This is a genomic window from Bacillus sp. MAG717A (assembly GCF_036884855.1).
Lineage (GTDB): Bacteria > Bacillota > Bacilli > Bacillales > Bacillaceae > Bacillus > Bacillus safensis.
Genome location: NZ_CP145733.1, coordinates 2,875,290 through 2,895,542 on the forward strand (window position 1 = coordinate 2,875,290; position 20,253 = coordinate 2,895,542).

General features: G+C 40.4%; 27 protein-coding genes, 1 tRNA gene and 1 riboswitch. Of the genes, 20 read left to right on the plus strand and 8 right to left on the minus strand.

Annotated features, from left to right (window positions below):
• Nucleotides 1-65: 65 nt before the first annotated feature.
• From V6Z54_RS14830 to V6Z54_RS14855, 6 genes are all read left to right on the plus strand, one after another.
• Nucleotides 66-269 carry a YqgQ family protein gene (locus V6Z54_RS14830; RefSeq protein ID WP_008342322.1) on the plus strand — a complete coding sequence of 68 codons (204 nt, stop codon included), beginning with the start codon at nt 66-68 and terminating at the stop codon, nt 267-269.
• A 13-nt stretch (nt 270-282) separates the two neighbouring features.
• Nucleotides 283-1,236: an ROK family glucokinase gene (locus tag V6Z54_RS14835; RefSeq protein WP_338527452.1), complete on the plus strand. Its 954-nt coding sequence runs from the start codon at nt 283-285 to the stop codon at nt 1,234-1,236.
• Between the two features lie 213 nt (nt 1,237-1,449).
• Entirely contained in the window at nt 1,450-3,369 is a 1,920-nt protein-coding gene (locus V6Z54_RS14840; protein WP_041086189.1) for an LTA synthase family protein, read from the plus strand.
• An 86-nt stretch (nt 3,370-3,455) separates the two neighbouring features.
• Nucleotides 3,456-4,580 (plus strand): M14 family metallocarboxypeptidase, encoded by a 1,125-nt coding sequence (locus tag V6Z54_RS14845; protein ID WP_338527453.1) that lies wholly within the window; start codon nt 3,456-3,458, stop codon nt 4,578-4,580.
• 156 nt (nt 4,581-4,736) lie between these two features.
• Nucleotides 4,737-5,990 carry an MFS transporter gene (locus tag V6Z54_RS14850; protein ID WP_163114805.1) on the plus strand — a complete coding sequence of 418 codons (1,254 nt, stop codon included), beginning with the start codon at nt 4,737-4,739 and terminating at the stop codon, nt 5,988-5,990.
• A gap of 76 nt (nt 5,991-6,066) precedes the next feature.
• Nucleotides 6,067-6,381, plus strand: a complete 315-nt coding sequence (locus tag V6Z54_RS14855) for an MTH1187 family thiamine-binding protein (protein WP_034319597.1) — start codon at nt 6,067-6,069, stop codon at nt 6,379-6,381.
• 220 nt (nt 6,382-6,601) lie between these two features.
• Here the strand turns inward: V6Z54_RS14855 and V6Z54_RS14860 are convergent, their stop codons facing one another.
• Nucleotides 6,602-6,775: a DUF2759 domain-containing protein gene (locus V6Z54_RS14860; RefSeq protein ID WP_003217333.1), complete on the minus strand. Its 174-nt coding sequence runs from the start codon at nt 6,773-6,775 to the stop codon at nt 6,602-6,604.
• A gap of 157 nt (nt 6,776-6,932) precedes the next feature.
• On the opposite strand from V6Z54_RS14860, the gene V6Z54_RS14865 reads away from it, so the two are divergent.
• Entirely contained in the window at nt 6,933-7,571 is a 639-nt protein-coding gene (locus V6Z54_RS14865; RefSeq protein ID WP_039179959.1) for an MBL fold metallo-hydrolase, read from the plus strand.
• 47 nt (nt 7,572-7,618) lie between these two features.
• Here the strand turns inward: V6Z54_RS14865 and V6Z54_RS14870 are convergent, their stop codons facing one another.
• Entirely contained in the window at nt 7,619-7,861 is a 243-nt protein-coding gene (locus tag V6Z54_RS14870) for a DUF2626 domain-containing protein (protein ID WP_003217440.1), read from the minus strand.
• A 214-nt stretch (nt 7,862-8,075) separates the two neighbouring features.
• On the opposite strand from V6Z54_RS14870, the gene V6Z54_RS14875 reads away from it, so the two are divergent.
• On the plus strand, nt 8,076-8,456 hold the full coding sequence (locus V6Z54_RS14875) for a Spx/MgsR family RNA polymerase-binding regulatory protein (RefSeq protein WP_007501232.1): 381 nt from the start codon (nt 8,076-8,078) through the stop codon (nt 8,454-8,456).
• 55 nt (nt 8,457-8,511) lie between these two features.
• Here V6Z54_RS14875 and V6Z54_RS14880 read toward each other — a convergent pair.
• Nucleotides 8,512-8,582 (minus strand) — tRNA-Gln (locus V6Z54_RS14880).
• Between the two features lie 98 nt (nt 8,583-8,680).
• On the opposite strand from V6Z54_RS14880, the gene V6Z54_RS14885 reads away from it, so the two are divergent.
• The 9 genes from V6Z54_RS14885 (at nt 8,681) to V6Z54_RS14925 (ending at nt 13,948) form a co-directional block, all read left to right on the plus strand.
• Nucleotides 8,681-9,556, plus strand: a complete 876-nt coding sequence (locus tag V6Z54_RS14885) for an STAS domain-containing protein (RefSeq protein ID WP_039179956.1) — start codon at nt 8,681-8,683, stop codon at nt 9,554-9,556.
• A 177-nt stretch (nt 9,557-9,733) separates the two neighbouring features.
• On the plus strand, nt 9,734-10,804 hold the full coding sequence (gene comGA / locus V6Z54_RS14890) for a competence type IV pilus ATPase ComGA (RefSeq protein WP_080772262.1): 1,071 nt from the start codon (nt 9,734-9,736) through the stop codon (nt 10,802-10,804).
• Nucleotides 10,746-11,825 carry a competence type IV pilus assembly protein ComGB gene (gene comGB / locus V6Z54_RS14895; protein WP_338527454.1) on the plus strand — a complete coding sequence of 360 codons (1,080 nt, stop codon included), beginning with the start codon at nt 10,746-10,748 and terminating at the stop codon, nt 11,823-11,825. Before comGA ends, comGB begins: the two co-directional genes overlap by 59 nt.
• 16 nt (nt 11,826-11,841) lie before the next feature.
• On the plus strand, nt 11,842-12,135 hold the full coding sequence (comGC, locus tag V6Z54_RS14900; protein ID WP_024422977.1) for a competence type IV pilus major pilin ComGC: 294 nt from the start codon (nt 11,842-11,844) through the stop codon (nt 12,133-12,135).
• Nucleotides 12,128-12,574 carry a competence type IV pilus minor pilin ComGD gene (gene comGD / locus V6Z54_RS14905; RefSeq protein ID WP_338527455.1) on the plus strand — a complete coding sequence of 149 codons (447 nt, stop codon included), beginning with the start codon at nt 12,128-12,130 and terminating at the stop codon, nt 12,572-12,574. The genes comGC and comGD overlap by 8 nt, the downstream gene beginning before the upstream one ends.
• Nucleotides 12,558-12,875 (plus strand): competence type IV pilus minor pilin ComGE, encoded by a 318-nt coding sequence (gene comGE, locus V6Z54_RS14910; RefSeq protein ID WP_338527456.1) that lies wholly within the window; start codon nt 12,558-12,560, stop codon nt 12,873-12,875. The genes comGD and comGE overlap by 17 nt, the downstream gene beginning before the upstream one ends.
• Nucleotides 12,784-13,314, plus strand: a complete 531-nt coding sequence (gene comGF / locus V6Z54_RS14915; protein WP_338527457.1) for a competence type IV pilus minor pilin ComGF — start codon at nt 12,784-12,786, stop codon at nt 13,312-13,314. Before comGE ends, comGF begins: the two co-directional genes overlap by 92 nt.
• On the plus strand, nt 13,311-13,694 hold the full coding sequence (gene comGG, locus V6Z54_RS14920; RefSeq protein ID WP_073979615.1) for a competence type IV pilus minor pilin ComGG: 384 nt from the start codon (nt 13,311-13,313) through the stop codon (nt 13,692-13,694). Before comGF ends, comGG begins: the two co-directional genes overlap by 4 nt.
• 59 nt (nt 13,695-13,753) lie before the next feature.
• Entirely contained in the window at nt 13,754-13,948 is a 195-nt protein-coding gene (locus V6Z54_RS14925) for a YqzE family protein (protein ID WP_041086171.1), read from the plus strand.
• Between the two features lie 34 nt (nt 13,949-13,982).
• Here V6Z54_RS14925 and V6Z54_RS14930 read toward each other — a convergent pair whose 3' ends face one another.
• A complete protein-coding gene (locus V6Z54_RS14930) occupies nt 13,983-14,261 on the minus strand; it encodes a DUF3889 domain-containing protein (RefSeq protein WP_241768915.1) in 279 nt (92 codons plus the stop codon).
• 299 nt (nt 14,262-14,560) lie between these two features.
• Between V6Z54_RS14930 and tapA the strand changes: the two genes are divergently transcribed.
• Genes tapA through V6Z54_RS14945 form a run of 3 tightly spaced genes read left to right on the plus strand, consistent with a single transcriptional unit; the run spans nt 14,561 to nt 16,570 of the window.
• Entirely contained in the window at nt 14,561-15,088 is a 528-nt protein-coding gene (gene tapA, locus V6Z54_RS14935; protein ID WP_075611636.1) for an amyloid fiber anchoring/assembly protein TapA, read from the plus strand.
• 51 nt (nt 15,089-15,139) lie between these two features.
• The gene (locus tag V6Z54_RS14940) at nt 15,140-15,712 is read left to right on the plus strand and encodes a signal peptidase I (protein WP_047202287.1); all 573 of its coding nucleotides are present in this window, start codon (nt 15,140-15,142) and stop codon (nt 15,710-15,712) included.
• Nucleotides 15,713-15,769: 57 nt separating this feature from the next.
• Nucleotides 15,770-16,570: a TasA family protein gene (locus V6Z54_RS14945; protein WP_338527458.1), complete on the plus strand. Its 801-nt coding sequence runs from the start codon at nt 15,770-15,772 to the stop codon at nt 16,568-16,570.
• A 67-nt stretch (nt 16,571-16,637) separates the two neighbouring features.
• On the opposite strand, the gene sinR is transcribed toward V6Z54_RS14945, so the two are convergent.
• From sinR to V6Z54_RS14965, 4 genes are all read right to left on the minus strand, one after another.
• Nucleotides 16,638-16,973 carry a transcriptional regulator SinR gene (gene sinR, locus V6Z54_RS14950; RefSeq protein WP_024422969.1) on the minus strand — a complete coding sequence of 112 codons (336 nt, stop codon included), beginning with the start codon at nt 16,971-16,973 and terminating at the stop codon, nt 16,638-16,640.
• A gap of 33 nt (nt 16,974-17,006) precedes the next feature.
• On the minus strand, nt 17,007-17,171 hold the full coding sequence (locus V6Z54_RS14955; protein WP_073206269.1) for an anti-repressor SinI family protein: 165 nt from the start codon (nt 17,169-17,171) through the stop codon (nt 17,007-17,009).
• Between the two features lie 182 nt (nt 17,172-17,353).
• Nucleotides 17,354-18,151 carry a YqhG family protein gene (locus tag V6Z54_RS14960; RefSeq protein ID WP_041086163.1) on the minus strand — a complete coding sequence of 266 codons (798 nt, stop codon included), beginning with the start codon at nt 18,149-18,151 and terminating at the stop codon, nt 17,354-17,356.
• Nucleotides 18,152-18,165: 14 nt separating this feature from the next.
• A complete protein-coding gene (locus V6Z54_RS14965) occupies nt 18,166-19,836 on the minus strand; it encodes an SNF2-related protein (protein WP_338527459.1) in 1,671 nt (556 codons plus the stop codon).
• A gap of 248 nt (nt 19,837-20,084) precedes the next feature.
• Nucleotides 20,085-20,191: riboswitch (glycine riboswitch) on the plus strand.
• Nucleotides 20,192-20,253: the final 62 nt, after the last annotated feature.

The following is a 20,253-nucleotide window of genomic DNA, read 5'->3' on the forward strand; positions in this document are numbered from 1 at the left end:
TTGACTGAAAGCGCATTTATGAATACGCTTATCCTATCTGTTGATGAGAAGAAATGGTGGAAACAATGAAAACGTTATATGATGTACAGCAGCTGCTCATGAGATTTGGGAATTATGTGTATTTCGGAGATCGTGAAGTAGAATTAGAATTTATGGCAGACGAATTGAAGGAAATGTATACATCGGGCATTATTGACCGGACTGAATGGTCAAACGCAATGACGATTCTTCAAATGGAGCTAGCCAAATTAAATCGAAAAACAATGTGAAGGTGGAGGGCATATGACAGGGGATTGGTTTGTAGGTATTGATCTTGGCGGTACGACAATTAAGCTTGCGTTCATTAATTTATATGGTGAAATTCAGCATAAGTGGGAGATTCCTACGGATAAATCCGGGCAGACGATCACAGTCGATATTGCCAAATCAATTGACCATAAACTGGTTGAGATCAGTATGCCAAAATCAGCACTTATTGGGATCGGAATGGGTGCACCTGGACCTGTAGATAAAGTATCTGGAATCGTCTATAAAACAACGAATCTGGGCTGGACAAACTATCCGTTGAAAGATCACCTAGAGGCAGAGACAGGACTTCCATCTGTCATTGAAAATGATGCGAATATTGCTGCACTCGGTGAAATGTGGAAGGGTGCAGGAGATGGCGCAAAAAATATCCTGATGGTCACACTTGGAACGGGGGTTGGCGGCGGCATCATCGTCAACGGTGAAGTTGTTCAAGGGGAGACAGGAGCTGGCGGAGAAATTGGCCATATTTGTGCCGTTCCATTTCAAGGAGCACAGTGTAACTGCGGAAGAACAGGCTGTATTGAAACGATCGCATCTGCAACTGGCATCGTCCGGATTGCAAAGGATAAATTAGAAACCGAGCAGCATACATCTTCACTTGGCACGCTCGCTTCGCTATCAGCAAAGAATGTATTTGAAGCGGCAGAAAACGGAGATGATCTTGCAATGCGTGTCGTAGAAGAAGTGACGACACATCTTGGACTTGTCCTTGCGAATCTTGCCAGTGCTCTAAACCCAACAAAAATTGTGATTGGCGGGGGTGTTTCAAAAGCAGGTGAGCTTCTTCGCAGTAAAGTAGAACGCGTTGTGAAACAACATGCGTTCCCGCCTTGCGCAGACGATGTTGAAGTGGTGATTGCATCTCTCGGAAACGATGCGGGTGTCATCGGCGGTGCATGGATGGCAAAAACCAAATGGCTGTCTTGAACAAAAAAGTCATAATGATGTCATTTTTATTAAAAAAAGCGATAGATAGGCATGAAATTGGATGTTTAGCATATTCATAAGTTTGTCATGAGGAAAAAGACATTGATTTTCCATCATATACAGGATAAGATATACTTTAGTTATTTTTCTAGAAGCACCAATAATTAGGGTATATCTAGAGCCTAGGTGCGCGCTTAGCATAAGGAGGTTACAATGCGAAAGAAAAGATTAAAGGCGATTTCATTTTTACTGATTGCGACATTGCTGATGTGGGTCAAAACCTATGTTATCTATAAATCTAGCTTCAATATTAAAATTGAAAATTTCATGCAGGAGTTTATCCTGTTTATTAATCCGCTTAGCTTTCTCTTGTTTATCTTCGGTATCGGTTTATTTTTCAAAGAGAAAAATCGAAATCGATATATCATCGTGACAAGCTTTATCCTGACATTCATTTTGTTAGCCAACATTGTGTTTTATCGATTCTATAGTGACTTTCTAACCATCCCCGTCCTATTTCAAACAAACAATATGGGTGACCTCGGGTCAAGTATTACCTCTTTAATTGAACCAGTCGATTTACTGATGTTTGTTGATATCATCATTTTAATTTGGCTCTATAAAAAACAGCCTTCCTTTAGAACAGATGTCACAGTTTCACGAAAAGAACGAGCAGCATATTACTTATTTGTGGCAGCTACATTTTTCTTTAACCTTGGTTTAGCTGAAACAGAAAGACCAGAACTGCTTACTCGCTCATTTGACCGTGAGATGCTGGTGAAAAATATCAGCTTATATAACTTCCATATTTATGATGGGGTATTGCAATCGAAGCAGTCTGCTCAACGAGCCCTTGCTGACAGTAATAGCTTAACGGAAATTGAAAACTATGTAAGCGCAAATCAAACGGACCGTAATGAAAAGACATTTGGTCAAGCAAAAGGACGAAATGTCATTCTTGTATCACTTGAGTCTACACAGAGTTTCGTGATCAATGAAAAATTAAACGGGAAAGAAATTACTCCGTTTTTAAACAAATTGATCAAGAAGAGCTATAACTTTACTAATTTTTATCACCAAACAGGTCAAGGGAAAACATCTGACTCAGAGTTTATTGTAGATAATTCTCTTTATCCACTTGGAAGAGGGGCTGTGTTCTTCACAAATCCAAGTAATGAGTTTACAGCGACACCTGAGCTGTTAAAGGATGAGGGCTACCACTCTTCTGTTATTCATGCGAATAACAAAAGCTTCTGGAACCGTGACCTTATCTACGATAGCTTTGGCTACGATAAGTTCTTTGATATTAAATCATTTGATGTGAATGAGGAAAACTCAGTTGGCTGGGGACTGAAAGATGGTCCGTTCTTTGAGCAGTCCGCTGAATTAATGAAATCGATCCCGCAGCCTTTCTATACGAGATTGATTACATTAACGAACCATTTCCCTTTTGATTTAGATGAAGAAGATAAGCTCATTGATGAATATGATTCAAAGAGCAAAACGCTGAACAAGTACTTCCCTACAGTGCGTTATCAAGATGAAGCCCTTAAGCTTTTCTTTAAAAAGATGAAGGAAGCTGGGTTATACGATAACTCCATTTTTGTTTTATATGGGGATCACTACGGAATTTCTGAAAACCATAACGAAGCCATGGGACAATTTTTAAATAAAGAGGTTACGCCATTTGAAGAAGTACAGCTTCAAAAAGTCCCGTTTGTTGTACACATTCCAGGGGTAACGGATCAACATCCAAAAGAAATTGATACTGTAGGCGGTCAGGTCGATATCCGTCCAACTGTACTCAATCTTCTAGGCATTGATACAAGTAAACAAATTCAATTTGGTCATGACCTTTTATCGAAAGATACGAATGACTTTACAGTACTCCGTGATGGAAGCTTTATTACGAAGGACAGCATTTTTACAGATGGTGTTTGCTACAATAAAGAAACGGGCGAGCCAGCAGATGATAAAAATGTGTGTCAGTCTTATGAAGAGAAGGCGAAGCAGGAGCTTCAATTCTCTGATCAAATCATCTACGGAGATCTCCTTAGATTTTATGATCGAAACAGCCCGGACCATTCACCATCCAAAAAAGAAGGTGAAACGGAGCTGAAAAAGGCGTCCTAATAGATGAAAAAACCTCTGTTATTTTTAGAAGCAGAGGTTTTCTTTTTTTGCCTGACGGTTCATATAGTATGAGAGGAGGGATGTAAATGAAGACAACGTCGTTTGGAAAAATTGAATGGCAGCTCGATGAAGCGGAGAGGGATGCTGTGGCAAAGCAGCTTGGTATTGGCAAAGCTGCTTTTCATTTATCTAATCAAACAAGCACTGATGACCTTCTTTTACCGGGATATAGACTTCCAGAAGGAGTCCATATATTTGATTCCATCGGTGATGTGCAGAGATTTATTGCGCCTTACAGACTGCAGCAATCCGATGATTGGATCAATGGAACATTTGAATATGATAGCGCTCAATTAGAAGAAGAGCTGAGCCGCTTGAAAGCCGTATTTCCTTTTCTTCATATCAGCGTCATTGGCCACTCAGTGCTTGATACACCTATTTATGAAATCCGAACAGAGCCTGTTCAGCATTTACATTCTATTCATCTCAATGCCTCATTTCATGCAAATGAATGGATCACGACGTCTGTTTTATTAAAATGGTTGAAATCGCTTTGCTTATCAGCGTCTGACCCGGTGCAGGCAAGACATTATGAAGCGGTTCATATTCTGCAGACCACCGCTTTATCCATCGTACCAATGGTCAATCCAGATGGAGTGGATTTGGTTCGTAATGGACCGGAGTCACTAGGGCTTCATCGTGAAGAATTCACACTGCTAAACGATGGATATTCCGATTACCGGGAATGGAAAGCAAATATTCGAGGGGTGGATTTAAACAATCAATTCCCTGCTTATTGGGAGATCGAGTACTATCGTCATCAGTCGAAGGCACCGTCCTACCGGGATTATCCTGGGCGCGAGCCGTTAACAGAACCAGAAGCGAAAGCGATGGCAAATCTTGCGCTGCGAAAACGATTTGACCGGCTGATTGCCCTTCATACACAAGGAGAAGAAATTTATTGGGGTTTTCTTGGCCATGAGCCAGCCATCTCAAAAGAAATGGTCAAACGATTCGAACAAGTGAGCGGCTACAAACCGATCCAATATCTCGACAGCTATGCAGGCTATCGCGATTGGTTTATTTATCAATTTCATAATGAGGGCTATACAGTTGAGCTTGGTCTAGGGAAAAATCCTCTTTCCATGGATCAATTTGATTCGATTTATGAAAAAACAAAGCGGCTTTTGTGGGAAGCGTGTAAGTGTTAAAAGCACCTGTCTGGTGCTTTTTCATATTCAGAGAAACAATCAATTGCTTATGGTCAATAAAAACAATGTTGAAGTAATTGACGAAGGCTTTCTTGTAAGCTATTGTGAAAGATATGGATGTAAAAAAAAGGATATGATTTAGGGAGATGTCGACTATTGAGTGCTCAAAGCCTGTGGAAAAGAAATTTTACTTATCTATTTGTTTCTAAAATGTGCAAAATTACAGCTGATAGTTTATCTTTCAACACCATCTTATGGCTTTTGGTACTAGGAGGGAAAGGAGCAATAGGGACAGCTTTTTTTATTGCGGTCAGCTTTGTCCCTCAAGCGATTGTTGGACCATTTATTACGCCCATGATGAAGCCGCATCAATTGAAATTTTGGATGTGCTTTGCTGATTTAACACGAGGAGCGATTATTCTTGTGATCGTGGTTAGTTACTTTTATGGTTTCACACCGCTAGTCCTCATCATTGGCTGCATGCTGCTTCATTCGGCGACAGGAGGCTCCTACGAACCGGCATCTGTATCGATTATTCCAAAGCTTGTCCATGAGGATCTCATACAAAAAGCGAATGCAACCATCCAATCAGCAAGTCATGTCGTAAGACTTGTGACGGTAACGATTTGTGGTGTCATGATTGCATTTGTAGGCGTAGGCTATACAATGCTTGTGATCATTCCTCTTTATCTTTTGTCCGCTTTATTGGTGTTCATGATTTCATATCAAACAGAAGCCATCATCGATAAAGCCAAAAAAGGATTATCCTATGGCAAAAGATTAATTCGAGGTTTTTCACTTGTTAGAAGCCATCATATTTTGTTTCCCTTAGCGATTTTTTGTGTCTGCTCAAACTTTGCTGCGGCACCATGGGAAGCATTGTCTGTTATTTATTTAACTGAAGATTTACATAGTGGACCGGTCGTCTATTCATTCATCAAAGTCACAACCGCACTAGGCGCATTTTTGATGGGGTTTGTTTTGACAAAAATAAAAGTGAATCGGTATGGATTGCTGTTTATAGGTGCTGGGATTGTTGATGGAATCGCCTTCTTCATCACAGGCATGAACGCATTGTTACCACTTGTGTTTATATCAGCTTTTGCTTTAGGAGCAGCCATTAGTGCAGTTAACGTACCCGAACATACGATGATTCAATTGTCAGTAAAGGCAGAGGATCAGCCGCAAGTGTACGCGATTATCAACATGATTTCCTACTTGATGATTCCGTTAGGCGCCCTCATTGGCGGTTATATGGCAACACTGTTTGGATCTGGGTATGTCATTGCGGCTGGCGGCATCATTGAAGCTGTTTCAGGTATATGCCTGCTTTTGTTTACAAAGATCGGAAAGGTAGAGAGGGCGGATTTGACGATAGAACGAGACAAACCTGCCGTAAACGCAACGTGAGCATGGCATGATTGATTGAAGATAGGTTACAATGAGGACGAGAAAACATGAGAATTTGATTGAAAGGGGAAAAACGATGGCTATAGCAGACGTCACCATCATTCCGATAGGCACTGAAACACCAAGTGTCAGTGCTTACGTAGCAGATGTACAAAGAATTTTAGAAGGCTTTCAACAAGAAGGGAAAATCAAATATCAATTAACACCGATGAATACGTTAATTGAAGGCGAATTATCCATTTTATTTGAGGTCATTCAGCGCATTCATGAAGCCCCTTTTGAAAAGGGATTGCACCGAGTAGCGACCAATATTCGCATCGATGACAGGCGGGATCAAACCACAACGCTTACAAGCAAATTAGAAAGCGTGAATAAGCATTTAAATCAATAAAAAAGCCTGCTATAAGCAGGCTTTCAGCGTGTAGACAAACCATCGCATTCGATGTCAGGTCTGCGCTCCGGTACTCACGAATGTCACATTCGCTCCGCTCCGGTGCTCGTCCTTCTTAGACTGCAAAGGTTTTCTATCACGCTGAAAAGAAGACAAAGGGCTAAAATCAAGATCATTTTAGCCCTTTGTCAACAATCTGAAGCCTGCTATAAACAGGCTTTTAATGTGCAGTTGGATAACCGCTATAGATGATGGTCATGACAGTGAACCATCCAAAAACCAAAAATGTAGCGCCAGCAAAAGCGATGGCAAGTACGTTCACTTTTTTTAGTGAGCGATAGATACCGAGCGCAGCTAAAATCGTGACTAGACCAAAAATAATGACGAGCATCATGTGAAAGTCCCCCTTTGTCATCAATCCCCTTGATTTCCTTTCTTTTCATTTTAACCGTTTTCATAAAGCTTGTCGAGTAGATTCCAGTTGACGATTGTTTGAATTTTTATTGAATAGCCTTCATAATAAAAAAGAATGAATAAAGTAGGTGATGAAAATGAATTGGAGAAGAATGCCACTAGGCTATGTACAAGCGAACGCATATATTTGGAAAAACGAGCAGGGAGAATGCTTAATTTTTGATCCAGGCGGTGAAGCGCAAAAGCTGATTTCCTATGTAAAAGAAAAACAGCTCACACCGCTTGCTGTCTTATTGACACATGCTCATTTTGATCATATTGGTGCGGCAGATGAGGTGCGCGAAGAGTGGGGAGTGCCGCTGTATGTACACGAAAATGAAAAAGAATGGCTCACGAACGCTGAATTAAACGGTTCAGCTCGATTGATTGGAAATGGAATTACGGTCAAAGAAGCTGAAAAATTGATTACGACAGAAGGAACGCTTCAAATTGGGTCGTTTACATTAGAAATGTTCCATACACCTGGGCATTCACCTGGCAGTGTGTCTTACTATTCGGCGGAAGAGGGCTTTGTTATTTCTGGTGACACGCTATTTGAAGGCGGCATTGGGAGAACAGATTTAGTAGGCGGCAGTCAGGAAGTGCTGCTTCAATCAATCCATCATAAATTATTGTCATTGCCAGAATCAACTCTTGTATTAAGCGGGCATGGCGGGGAAACCACTGTGCTGACGGAGCAGGAGCAAAATCCGTTTATTAATGGTTTTTCTCTTTAATTGCATGCATGAAAAAAGCATCTCTTTAGAAGAGATGCTTTTTTCAATTAATGTCCGGTACCGGGAACCATGATGAAAATCGAATAATATGTAAATCCGGCAAAGAAAATCGTCAAGTACGCTCCGAAAATGTAAATATACATTCTTTCGGATAAATTCAAGTAGGATAAAAATACAAAAAGAACGGTTTGACCGAAGAACAGCAGCGATGCATCTTTCATATGTCCTAAATAGAACATGACAGCAAAAATACCCGTCCAAAAGCCAAGCACGCGGAACATGCGATTCATTTCTTTCCCTCCCCTTAAAAAAACCCCTTTGATTCATATTATAGCTGATCACCACTTGTTATGTAAACATTTACATTTTTGACAACGTGTGAACAATTTATTTTGAATGTAGAAAAAATTTTTTTGAAAAAATGATGAAAAAGTGTTTATGTCGAAAAACATGAGGGTACTTACTCCATAAGAGAAAAGGTTAATGACCTAAGGAGGAAGACTAATGAGTGACATTACTTTTTATTCATACCCGAGCTGCACGTCTTGCCGCAAAACAAAACATTGGTTAAAGGCGAATCAAATTGATTTTAAAGAGCGTCACCTTTTCAGAGAAACGCCAACTCTAGATGAATTAAAAAAGATTCTTTCTTTAACAACAGAAGGAATGGATGAAATTTTAGCCACAAGAAGTCAAGCTTTTAAAAGCTTAAATTTAAATATTAATGACTTAAAAGTAAACGAGGTTTTGCAGCTTCTCATTGAAAAACCAAAACTGCTTCGAAGACCAATCATCATTGATGGAAATAAATTAGTAGTTGGTTATAATCCAGGAGAACTTATGAAAATATCTAAAAAGAAAGCGATTCATCAATCAGTTTCCTAATAAAAAACGAAGATCAGCTGAAACATGCTTCAGCCGTCTTCGTTTTTGTGCTGAACTGGGCTAGCTGGGTTCGAACCAACGATCACGGAGTCAAAGTCCATTGCCTTACCACTTGGCTATAGCCCAATATCAAACGTGTAATGATATTGTTCACCATCTACGGTCATTTATACATAAAAATTGTATGTCACGAGTTTTAAGTGCAAAAGGAGCGAAAGAAATAAATGAAAAATGAAAAATCAAAGCAATTATACGAATTTATCCTAAAAGAAGCCCCTGTCATGACCGAAGAATGGCTAAAGACAAGAACAGAAGAAGGCTCATTATATTCTAAACATGCTTCAGAGGAAACGGAAAAGAAGCTGAAGGAACAGAACACAGCGTTTATTCAAACCATTGCAGCAACACTTGTGACACTGTCAGACAAAGTAGAAAACCATTTGAAAAAGTGGTCTGTTGATATTGCTCGTGATCGAGCAGTGCACGAGGTGCCGTTATATGAGATCATTGGACAATTTAAGATTTTCCGCCACATTTTCTGTTCGAGAATTGAGACATTCACCCAAGAAACAGAGCTTGAAGTGACGCTGCAAGATGTGTGTCAGTGGAATCAGCACTTTCACGCCACATTTGATGATATGATTGAGCGTTTATCAGAAGAGTATGACCGCGTGACACTCAGTCAGCTGAATGCACAAAGAGAGATGATTCAAGAACTGAGTGCCCCTGTTATTCCAGTATCAAAGGAAATCGGGATTTTGCCATTGATCGGAGAAATCGATACGTACCGGGCTAAAATCATTTTGGAATCCGTGCTAGAACAGGCTTCAAGACTGCGCCTAACGCACTTATTTATTGATATATCTGGCGTTCCCGTTGTTGATACGATGGTTGCTTATCAGCTGTTTAAAGTGGTCGATAGTGCGAAGCTATTAGGAATTGAGACGATTATATCAGGCATTCGCCCAGAGATCGCTCAAACTGTAGTGAAACTCGGCATTGATTTCTCAAAAGTAAATACAGAACACAGCCTTGCAAAAGCTTTAGAAAAAAGAGGATTTCGCATTTTTGAAGAGCAGCAGCAAGAAGCCACATCATGACGAAAAAACCTGCACTTGTAAAAGTCAGGTTTTTTTATATGCTCTTTTCTAAAAAATGATGTGATGCATCTTGAGTTGATGGTTTTCATGCTTTATTAGCCATGAAAATCATAAAATGCTCTTTTGTCATTCAGATTCCTCCATTCTACAATGTGATCAATGAAAGGAGTGATCCACTTGTATGGGATTGAATATTTAAGGCAAGAGCTGCTAGAAGAAGCATGCCGCATGAGAGCATCTGATGTGCACATTGTCCCAAAAGAAAAGGAAGCGTTGGTATCTTTCCGCGTAGACTCAGATTTAATCCAGCAGCGAACCATTGATAAAAAAAACGGTGAGCGGCTCATTGCTCATTTTAAATTTTTATCATCCATGGATATCGGAGAAAAACGGAGACCGCAAAATGGGTCATTAGCTGTGATGCTAAGAAGCGGCCAGGTGTTTATTCGAATGTCTACCTTACCAACTGTAAATGATGAGAGTTTAGTGATCAGAATATTGCCGCAGGATCATGTTCCGAAAATAAAACATCTGTCACTATTTCCGAAAGCTTCAGCCAGGTTATTGTCATTTTTGAAGCATTCGCATGGGCTCATTTTATTTACCGGTCCAACCAATTCGGGGAAAACAACAACCCTCTATTCACTGATCCAGTTTGCAAAAAAGAATTTCAACCGAAATATTATTACACTTGAAGATCCTGTGGAAACAAGAAATGAAGAAGTGTTACAGGTTCAAGTAAATGAAAAAGCCGGCATCACATATGCCGCTGGATTACGCGCTATTTTAAGACATGATCCAGATATGATTGTGCTAGGAGAAATAAGAGATGCTGAAACGGCCAGAACGGCGATTAGAGCAGCACTGACAGGCCATTTAGTATTGAGTACGCTCCATGCAAAAAATGCAAAAGGAGCCCTTTATCGTATGCTTGAATTTGGTGTCACGATGAATGAACTTGAGCAAACGATGGTTGCGATTGCTGCCCAGCGATTAATCGAGCTCACCTGTCCTTTTTGCGGAGAAACATGTCAGCTTTACTGTAAATTAAATCGATCAATCAGACGAACAAATGTATTTGAACTGCTGTTCGGAAAAGAGCTTGGTGAGTGTATCAAGGAAGCTAAAGGAGAATATGCTCACTCGTCATATGAAACACTGCAAAGATTAATTCGTAAAGGAGTGGCACTTGGCTATCTACCAAAAAACACTTACCATCGCTGGGTTTATGAAGAAGCGAGCCTCTAAAGTATGGTCTAAAAAGGACCAAGCTGAATGCCTATCAAAACTGGCTCAATTAATTCAGGCTGGATATACATTGATTGAGGCATTAGTGATGGTGAATATTCAGTTATCACAACAACAGCGGCAGCAATTAAAACTAGGTATTCAGTGGCTGCACGAAGGCGAGCCTTTTTATGTAGTGCTCGAGCGACTCCATTTTCAGCGGGAAGTCATCGCCATACTATGTTTTTCTGAGAAGCATGGCAGTCTAGCCCGTGCTTTAGAACAAAGCGCCCGTTTTTTAGAGAAAAAAGTCAAGCAGTTAGACACGTTTAAACGCATGTTACGTTACCCGCTCTTCCTCATCTTCACGGTTTTGGTCGTGCTGATACTCGTTCAGAATATGATCATTCCTCAATTTTCTGTTTTGTACTCATCGATGGATACCCGCATGTCTTGGCTGATTCAAGGAATGTTTGGAATGTTTCAATTCCTTCATGCTTTTCTGCTCATCATCAGTTGTATGTGTATTTGTCTTACCGGCTATTATGCTTTGTTTTTTAGGAAAAAGTCGACCCTTGAGAAATTGAGGGTGATGAGTAAGCTGCCTTTTTTATATAAAGGGATGCAGCTGATGCATACGTACCTTTTTTCTCTTCAGCTAAGCGGACTGCTTCAGGCTGGATTATCGATGTACGAGGGTTTGCAAGCTTTTAAACAGCAAAGCTACTTACCTTTTCTTCAAGAAATAGGTGAACAAATGATGGATGAGTTAAGAAAAGGAGAAAGCATGGCACATCAAGTAAGTGAGAGTCCTTTTTTCGAAAAACATTTTGCAGCCATCATCAAACATGGTGAAGCAAGCGGGATGCTTGCAAGAGAAATGTACACGTACAGCCAATTTCTATTAGAGAATGCAGAGCTGAAAATTGAAAAATGGATGTCTTGGCTGCAGCCGGTGATCTATGGTGTGACGGCACTTCTTATACTCATCGTGTATTTATCTATTCTTTTACCAATGTATCAACTAATGGAGCAAGTGTAAGAAGGAGGACAAAGACATGAATGATAAAGGGTTTACCCTGTTAGAAATGTTAATTGTCATGCTCGTGATATCCATTCTTTTACTCATTACCATACCGAATATCACACGTCATCACCAAGCAATTCAAGCAAAGGGCTGTGAAGGGCTCAAATCAATGGTCAGCACACAAGTGATGGCATATGAATTGGAGCATGATGGGAAGACGCCATCTTTAGCTGAGTTAGAAAAAGAAGGTTATGTTAAAAAGGGATTAACCTGTCCTAATGGAAAAGCGATTGTCATTCAAAACGGCAACGTGAAGCATGAATAAATTACTTTTACATGAGAAGGGTTTTACCCTCATGGAGCAGCTAATGATCTTACTAGTTCTATCGATTCTATTGTCGATCATAGGAATGAAAATCCCAAATTTAATAGTAAGCGCTGAAGCCAAAAGACAAGTAAACATCATGAAACAAGATCTTCAATTGGCATCATATACTGCATTTATCAAAAAAACACGTGTGCTTGTTGAGATCCAACCGCCGCATGTATCTTATCAGGTAATAGATCAAAAGAGTAACGAAGTCATTGCTTCTTATCAGCATAAAAAGGGCAGCATCAAAATTTCTACATTCTCGCAAGGTATCTATTTTAATGAAAACGGACATCCAAGCAGCGGAGGATCTCTCATTGTCGAATTTGGCGGTCAAACGTATAAACTCACGATTTATTTAGGAAGCGGGCGAATCCATGTTCAAAAGCAATAGAGGGTTTAGTACGATTGAAACGCTGTTTGCCTGCCATCTCTTTTTATTTGCTGCTCTTGTGCTCATGCCTGCCTATGAAAAACTCATGATGGGGAAAAAGGAAGTAAGAGCCAAGCTTGAAGCTTATCAAATCTTGCATGAACAGATGAATGAAGCGTTCATAGAAGGTAAAAAATCTTCTGTCAAAAAGAAGCGAGGCGACAACACATATGTATTCAATTGGAGTAAAGAGAAGGGATGTGTATCATACAAATTGCAAAAAAAGCAGACCATATGCTTTCACCAGGTTGCGGAACGGTGAACAAGGTTTTACCCTTGTCCAGGCTTTGTGGCAATTGCAGCTATTTTTGTTCCTCTCTTTTGGCTGTGTACTGATCTTTTCAACAGCTGAGAAAGCCCTTCCTTTTGAAGAAATTAACCGATTTTCACAAATGGAGTGGAAACAGACTGTCCTGCAATTAGATGAGGAATTAAGCCGTGCAACGGCAGTTCGATCGGTACAAGGAGGTAAAGTGTTAGAGTATGTATCTGATCAAGGGCGAGTGGTAACGATTGAGCCATATCAAGATATGCTTCGAAAACGAACGGATCAAGCTGGACATCTTCCTTTATTGCACAAGGTAAAACAATTTCATGTGAGAACGAGTCAGCATAGAGCCATCCTGAAAGTCACAGATGGATCTGGTAAGGTTCATGAAGCCGTTTTTTTCACATATAAAGGGGTGGTTCCTGCATCGTGAAAAGAGAGGAAGGGTTTATCTATCCGCATGTGCTTGCTGTGATTCTATTTTTTCTCTTGATCCTAGGAGCGATAACGATGGGCTTTCAAAAAGAGCTGAGAAGTGCAGAGCTCACGATTTCTTTTTATAAAAAACAGCAGCTTTTTAGGGTGGGTGTGAGTGAAGCTGCCAGCTCAGTAAAACGCATTTGTGAAAAGCAGAAGGTTCATATTGATACTGAAGAAGGCCATGTGATACTGAAGCAGATGAAATGCGATCAAAAGAATAAACGTGTCCTCGTTTTGGTGAGGGTGAAAACAAAGGATGGCCTATCCGATGAGCGGGAGCTGATGCTGGATTGGAAGACCGGTGAAATCATGAGATGGGCAAACCCTGATTAGCCAGTGTATAAAATCATCCTCTTTCTGGTAACACTTGAAGGAAGAAGAGGTGAATTTGCTTGAAAACAAATGACTATGTAAAATATATGACGCAGGAAATCATTAAATATATGAATACGCCACGAGACGAACGGAAGGAACACAAACAAGAAAAAATGGAAACAAAACCGCCGTTTTCACAGCGATTATTCGGGGTTCTACCGTTTGGTTTCTCCATGATGCTTAAAAAACGTAAGCGACATCGACGAAAGTAAAAAGCCGCCAGCAGGCGGTTTTTTTTATGCCATTTTAGTTGTATTCCTCCACAACAATCACTTTATTCACCTTGTTTGAGTAAGGATTATAGGAAATGGTGACAAATACCCCAAATTCCTTTGTATGGTCTTTTAACGTAATATGATACTGTTTTACAGATTCCTTATCACGGTGGCGGTCCCATACTTTTTGTTTAAATAAGACTTGCGTTAGCGGGTATCTTTTTTTGGCTTCTTTGACTGCTCGCGTTTCCCATTGATCTGCTGCAGCAGTCAAATCTCTCGCATCAACAGGTTTGACGTCTAGCATCATAGGACTCAGCAGTAAACTGAGCATGATTATGATTTTTCCATATTTCACTTAACATCACCTCATCTCTTCATATCCTGACCAAATCCTACATTTTTATGTAAGTTTTAAGAAGTACAAATGTCACACAAAAAAATATTGAATATGGCGAAAGAATGAGAAAATGGAAGAATTTTCTCGCAATGGTTCTTGTTTAAGAACAAAATGAACTAATTTGACGTTTTGGATTTTATAGGTATTTCCTTATACTGTATATAATCGTTCTTTTTAAAGAACAACCGTTCAAGGAGTTGAAGGGATTAATGAAACAGTCGCTCTTTGTCCTTTTTTGTGCCATTTGTTTGATGTTGACGTCTTACCTCATGACACCAACGAATGCCTCTTTTAACGATGTCGAGCACAAAAATTTTGTCATGAAAACATGTGAAAACTTTGAACAGACAGATCAGCATTGTCAGCCTAAAAAATGGGATCAAAGTCAATTGGAGCTTGTCGATCAAACGATGATCGAAGGAACAGTCTGCGCACCTCAAAAGCTGAGCATGACACTAAAAAATAGTGGACAGCCTATTGCGTACTCTGAATGGAACTGGGAACTACATAAAGTGGGAAATGGCCAAGAACCATTACAAGATGGTCATATTCTTGAAAAGGGCTCAATAAAGTCCCTATTGTCGCAAGAAACAGCGACTGTCACGACAGATAAAGCAAAAACAAATGGAATCTATGCATTTAAAATCTTTTATCCTAAAGGATTTGGCGCATCTGATCAGGCGTACTTTTGGTCTAAACAGATGGTGCTCTCAAAGTGTCAAGAAAAGGCGTCCTAGATGGGGCTGTCTTTTAAATCGAGAAATGATAGGCGAAGGGGAGAAGAGATCATGAAAAAATGGATGAAGATGTCTGGGAGTATTCTTTATGTGGTGGTGTTCACGGTGATGATAGCCTCAATTATTGTCGTGTTGTCATCAAGAACAACAGGAGGAGAACCTCAGATTTTCGGTTATCAATTGAAGCAAGTATTATCAGGTTCGATGGAACCAGAATTTTCAGCTGGGTCACTGATTGTTGTAAAGCAGGTCGCCTCACCTGAGACGCTCAAAAAAGGAGATATTATTACGTTTCAAACAAAGCAGGATCAGTCCTTTGTGACCCACCGAATTGTTGGGGTGAAGGGAAAGGATGCAAATAAAGCGTTTGAGACGAAGGGTGACAATAATATGTATCAGGACGGCACGCTGGTAAAAGCGGATCAGGTGACTGCGCAGTATATGGGAGTGAACATTCCTTATGCAGGCAAGCTTCTTTCGTATGCAGGGACATCAGCTGGAACTGCTTTGCTCCTTATTATACCAGGTGTCATGCTGCTTGTTTATTCAACCATTCATTTTGTGGGCGCAGCGAAACACCGTAGACACACGGCTGATGTACATATGTCAGAGGAACAAGCTTAAATCGTTTGTAACCTAATTAGGTTTCAATAAAACAAAATATTAGGGGGTTTATTATTCATGGCAATGAAGAAATCAATTCGTTTAGGTGTATTATCAGGGGCTTTAGGTCTTGCATTAATCGGCGGGGGGACATGGGCGGCGTTTAATGATTTTGAAAAGGCAAATGCGGTCTACTCGACAGGAGAGCTGGATTTATCTGCTAAAGAGAACTCCGGCGCCATCAACCTTTCGAACTTAAAACCTGGTGATCGGATCAAGAAAGAATTTCATTTTGATAATAAGGGATCACTAGCGATAAACCAAGTGCTGATGAGTCTTGATTATAGCCAGTTTACAGATGGATCTTCCGCGAAGAATGGCGGTAAGAATACAGCTGAAGAATTTCTCAGTCAGTTTCAGGTGAGTGTTCTGACGGTTGGAGCCGAAGGTGGAAATGGTTATCCGAAAAGCATTATTTTAGACCATGCAAACCTGCTTGACTTGCATCAATTAACGTCAAAACAGGATCAGACCGCATTTGAAAAGCTTCGTCATGCCGTCGATGAGAAGTTTTTACATGAAAGTGGGAAAATTAATGTAGCAACTGTTGATGGAACAGTGGCTCCAGAGTATGACGGCATTCCAAAGAATCCGTTTGATTACGATAAAGTGGAAATGACCATTGAATTTATCAATGACCAGACGAAGGATAAAGCTGGTCACTATATCCAAAATAAATACCAAGGCGATGCGATTCAAATTGATCTTTCCTTCGAAGCGACTCAGTGGAATGGTTTAACGATCAATCCAAAAAAGCATACGGATGAAAAAGGCTACGTGAAAGAAAACGAAAAAGCACACAGCGAAGATAAAAAATAAAGCCAGTCTTTAGGCTGATATCAAGATCTGCATAGCAATTGGAGGAGTATGCGCTAAAACGTGCGCTTTACTCCTCTTCTTGCTTTTTTCTCCAGATTTGATAATCTAAAAATTCACGAAATTGCTTTTTCGAAACCCCTGATGTCATTGCATCTCGAACTAGTTTTTCCCATTCACTATCTAATTGACCATCGTATTCGGTTTCATCTTTTTCGTTTAAAAGTGTATGAACCGAGACGTCCAGAACAGCGGAGACTTTTTCAAGAAATTGAATGGAGGGGTTTGTTTGCAAGTTTCTTTCTATTGAGCTTAAATAAGACTTCGCTACCCCAGCCTTTTCGGCCAGTTCTGATAGTGAGTAGCCTTTTTCATTGCGGTATTGTTTAATACGCTGGCCAATCAATGTCATCACCTTCCTTTCGATATTATAGCACATTCAGAAAGGTTTGATAGAATGACTTCTTACCAGAGGGGGAGACTCAGAGGACTTTTCATTTGATTTGAGGAAATGACGGACTTCTTCAACTGTTAGTCCTGCCTTGCGAGCTTCACGTAATAATTGAACCCATTCACTGTCTAATTTGTTCGTTTTCTTTTCCATACAAATACCCTCCTAAAATACTGAATCATGTATTTCAGGCACTTAACGCATGAAATGGAAAGACATAGGTGGTAAGACCTCATAGTTTGCTTGCGTCATGTTTCCGCCCAATACAAACAGACAAACTTAGCTTTAGACTGATCGAAAATTGTAAGTCACATAAAAGGGGAGGGGACTATGGGTCATCCTCCTCTTTTTTGCTGTAAGTAAAAAAGTCCGCCATTTTCAATCGTAAGACTGATTTTTGGTTCGTATAAAGTTTTGAGTGCTTGCCTTTCTATTTCATATTCTACAGATGTGTCTGAAGTCCCTTCATAAAACTGGTTTAAAAGTTCGGAGTCTTCCTTCCACTTTTGAACGGCCCGCACTGCCCAGTCGTCCGGTTCCTCATGGGCATAACGCTCCATGAGGCTGTAGAGCCGTTTGATTCCGCTTTCTGGCTTAATCATTGTACTCATCGTAAAACAATAATCGGGAATTTGAGAAGAAAGCTCGCGAGCTTCCAGCTTTTCTTGAAACTGTTCAATGACTTCTCCGCGTATAAGATGAAGTCCTAATGATAAAAGCTTATCCTTCTTCCGGTCTGCAAGGTAAGAAATTTTTACATTGAGACCAAGCCATGGCTCAAGTGCGATCTGATTGTTCGTGAGCGGGCTGACTCGTTCATAGAGCCGGATAAAACGTCCCTGTTGTTTGACCGCCTCAAATATTTGAAATAACCGGGGGGAGCCGAAATGGATGAATTCACCACTGACCGTATCACCCGCTTTTTTTTGATCTGTGATGAAAGTCAATTGCCTCGGTTCAGGTACACCGCCAGTTTTTTCAAGCCAGTGCCAATAAAAAGGACGGTTCATAATCAATTTATCCATTTCGATTGTCAGCTGTACGGTCATATGTCCTGCACTTTCTTCTATTATGCTGCATTGATTCGCCTTGAAAAAACGGAGAAGAAAGGTGTGAATGTCATGCTGCTCCATTGATCAACTCTCCTTTATGAGCCCTGCTGTCTCTTTTCTAAAAGTGGTGTTTGTGCTTCAGTTAAGTAAGAAGCAAACTGGGTTAATTTCTTTTTCATGTCTCCATCGGATTCATGCTGGAAGAGAATTTGATGCAACTCTGTTTCGACATCTTCAATATCAATTCTCGTTAAAATATCATCTAAATCGCCTATGACGTTTTCGAACAGCTGAATTTTTTCATATAAAAGCTTTAAAATATGCTCTTCAACTGTTCCGTTCGTTGCCATATTGTAAATGTGGACATCTCGTTCTTGGCCAAGGCGGTGGATACGTCCGATTCTCTGTTCTAAACGCATCGGGTTCCACGGGAGGTCGTAGTTGATGATTTGATTACAAAACTGAAGATTGATCCCTTCGCCGCCAGCTTCTGTAGCAATTAACACTTGCGCCCGTTCTCTAAATAAATCTTTCATCCAATCTTTTTTGCCCCGCTTAAAGCCGCCCCGAAATGGCACGGAGCTAATGCCATTTTGCTGTAGAAACCATTGTAAATAAATTTGTGTCGCGCGGTATTCGGTAAAAATAATAACCTTTTCATTTAACTGTTGAATGAGTTTGACCACTTCAAGCGCCTTTGAGTTTTGCTCCACTTGATTGATCTTCTCCATGATTTGCGCTATAGCAGAAGAGCCGAGAATATGCTTTTCTTCTTCCTGCATTTTTTTAATCGTCATATAAACTGCCTCACGGCTTGAACAGCATTCTCGTTCCAAGGTCATAATGGAAAACATATGCTTTGTATAAGACGGATTCTCTTTCAGCTTGCAGATTTCATCATACAATGCTTGTTCTGTCGGAGAAAAATCAATAGAAATCGTTTTGACATGCCGTTTTGTCCACTCGATGCCTGTGTCTTGTCTTCGGTTTCGAATCATCACTTTATTGACGAGCTGTTTTAATCGGTCATGGTCTTCAAGCTGCAAGTCCTTTTTGGCAAAGATATCTTTAAATTGATGTTCATTTCCTAGGTGGCCCGGCTTCAGAAGGGAAACGAGATTAAATATTTCCCCGATCCGGTTTTGAATAGGTGTCGCTGTCAGCAGCAGACAGAACTTCTTATTCAGGTTTCTCACAAATTCATAGTTTTTCGTTTTATTGTTTTTCAGTTTGTGTGCTTCATCGATAATGACCATATCGTAGGCAATCGATAAAATCGTGTCTCGATGCGGCTGTCTTTTGGCTGTGTCAATGGAAGAAACGACAACGTCGCACTGCTCCCACACATAGCTCTTTTTTTGTTCAACAGCATCAATATAAAATTTCGTCCGCAACTCCTGTACCCACTGAGATACAAGGGAGGCGGGGACGAGAATAAGAATTTTTTTGGCAAGTCCACGAATCATGTATTCTTTGATAATGAGTCCTGCTTCTACGGTTTTTCCCAGTCCCACTTCATCTGCTAGAATGGCTTTCCCATTCATTTCTTCTACGACTCTTCTGGCTACTTCGAGCTGGTGCTGTAAAGGTGTGAATGCAGGCAGGTGCGCGGGAGCTTGCAGCCCCTCGAATGAATCAATGGCTGTGACTTTTTGAACCTGCGTCGCTAATCGATACATATCCCAGTTCGCCCAGGGGCCGTCTGATGAAAGCCGCTGCTGAAATTCATTTGCCCATTCCTGATCAAAAATCATTTGAATATTCAATGTGGTCGCCTGCCTTTCTAGTAGGGTCTGATAAATTGTTCTGTTTTTAAACGCTTCATTTTTTAAGAGGTCTCTAAAAGACTAGATATATGAATAAAAGCGAACGATATCGAAAGGGTATTTTAAAAATGTTAATGATTTTTCTATTGCTCTCCATCCATTTCTAATGGTAGGATGTTGATAAGTGATCTAGAAAATAAGTCACCCATTTTGATAGTATGTCCAATAAATGTGAAAAATATGAGCGGATGATGGTATGGGGAGAGACTTGGCGGTTATTTTGCACTGGCAGGCGCCGAAGGAGCAAGCTGTATGATTCAGTGAATCTCTCAGGCAAAAGTACTCTTACCGGACGCAACTCTGGAGAGTGTTTGCTGATCGTTTTAGCAAACCACCAAAGGGGAAAACGCACAATGA

Bases quoted from the DNA above. Each gene is read 5' to 3' on its own strand.
- V6Z54_RS14855 (WP_034319597.1), top strand. From the start codon at position 6,067: ATGGCTATAGCAGACGTCACCATCATTCCGATAGGCACTGAAACACCA.
- V6Z54_RS14870 (WP_003217440.1), bottom strand. From the start codon at position 7,861: ATGAATCGCATGTTCCGCGTGCTTGGCTTTTGGACGGGTATTTTTGCT.
- comGD (WP_338527455.1), top strand. From the start codon at position 12,128: ATGAATAAATTACTTTTACATGAGAAGGGTTTTACCCTCATGGAGCAG.
- comGF (WP_338527457.1), top strand. From the start codon at position 12,784: ATGTATTCAATTGGAGTAAAGAGAAGGGATGTGTATCATACAAATTGC.
- V6Z54_RS14840 (WP_041086189.1), top strand. From the start codon at position 1,450: ATGCGAAAGAAAAGATTAAAGGCGATTTCATTTTTACTGATTGCGACA.
- V6Z54_RS14940 (WP_047202287.1), top strand. From the start codon at position 15,140: ATGAAAAAATGGATGAAGATGTCTGGGAGTATTCTTTATGTGGTGGTG.
- tapA (WP_075611636.1), top strand. From the start codon at position 14,561: ATGAAACAGTCGCTCTTTGTCCTTTTTTGTGCCATTTGTTTGATGTTG.
- V6Z54_RS14955 (WP_073206269.1), bottom strand. From the start codon at position 17,171: ATGGAAAAGAAAACGAACAAATTAGACAGTGAATGGGTTCAATTATTA.
- comGC (WP_024422977.1), top strand. From the start codon at position 11,842: ATGAATGATAAAGGGTTTACCCTGTTAGAAATGTTAATTGTCATGCTC.
- V6Z54_RS14945 (WP_338527458.1), top strand. From the start codon at position 15,770: ATGGCAATGAAGAAATCAATTCGTTTAGGTGTATTATCAGGGGCTTTA.
- V6Z54_RS14875 (WP_007501232.1), top strand. From the start codon at position 8,076: ATGAGTGACATTACTTTTTATTCATACCCGAGCTGCACGTCTTGCCGC.
- V6Z54_RS14930 (WP_241768915.1), bottom strand. From the start codon at position 14,261: ATGATGCTAGACGTCAAACCTGTTGATGCGAGAGATTTGACTGCTGCA.
- V6Z54_RS14960 (WP_041086163.1), bottom strand. From the start codon at position 18,151: ATGGAGCAGCATGACATTCACACCTTTCTTCTCCGTTTTTTCAAGGCG.
- V6Z54_RS14865 (WP_039179959.1), top strand. From the start codon at position 6,933: ATGAATTGGAGAAGAATGCCACTAGGCTATGTACAAGCGAACGCATAT.
- V6Z54_RS14845 (WP_338527453.1), top strand. From the start codon at position 3,456: ATGAAGACAACGTCGTTTGGAAAAATTGAATGGCAGCTCGATGAAGCG.
- V6Z54_RS14835 (WP_338527452.1), top strand. From the start codon at position 283: ATGACAGGGGATTGGTTTGTAGGTATTGATCTTGGCGGTACGACAATT.
- V6Z54_RS14860 (WP_003217333.1), bottom strand. From the start codon at position 6,775: ATGATGCTCGTCATTATTTTTGGTCTAGTCACGATTTTAGCTGCGCTC.
- comGE (WP_338527456.1), top strand. From the start codon at position 12,558: ATGTTCAAAAGCAATAGAGGGTTTAGTACGATTGAAACGCTGTTTGCC.
- V6Z54_RS14830 (WP_008342322.1), top strand. From the start codon at position 66: ATGAAAACGTTATATGATGTACAGCAGCTGCTCATGAGATTTGGGAAT.
- V6Z54_RS14885 (WP_039179956.1), top strand. From the start codon at position 8,681: ATGAAAAATGAAAAATCAAAGCAATTATACGAATTTATCCTAAAAGAA.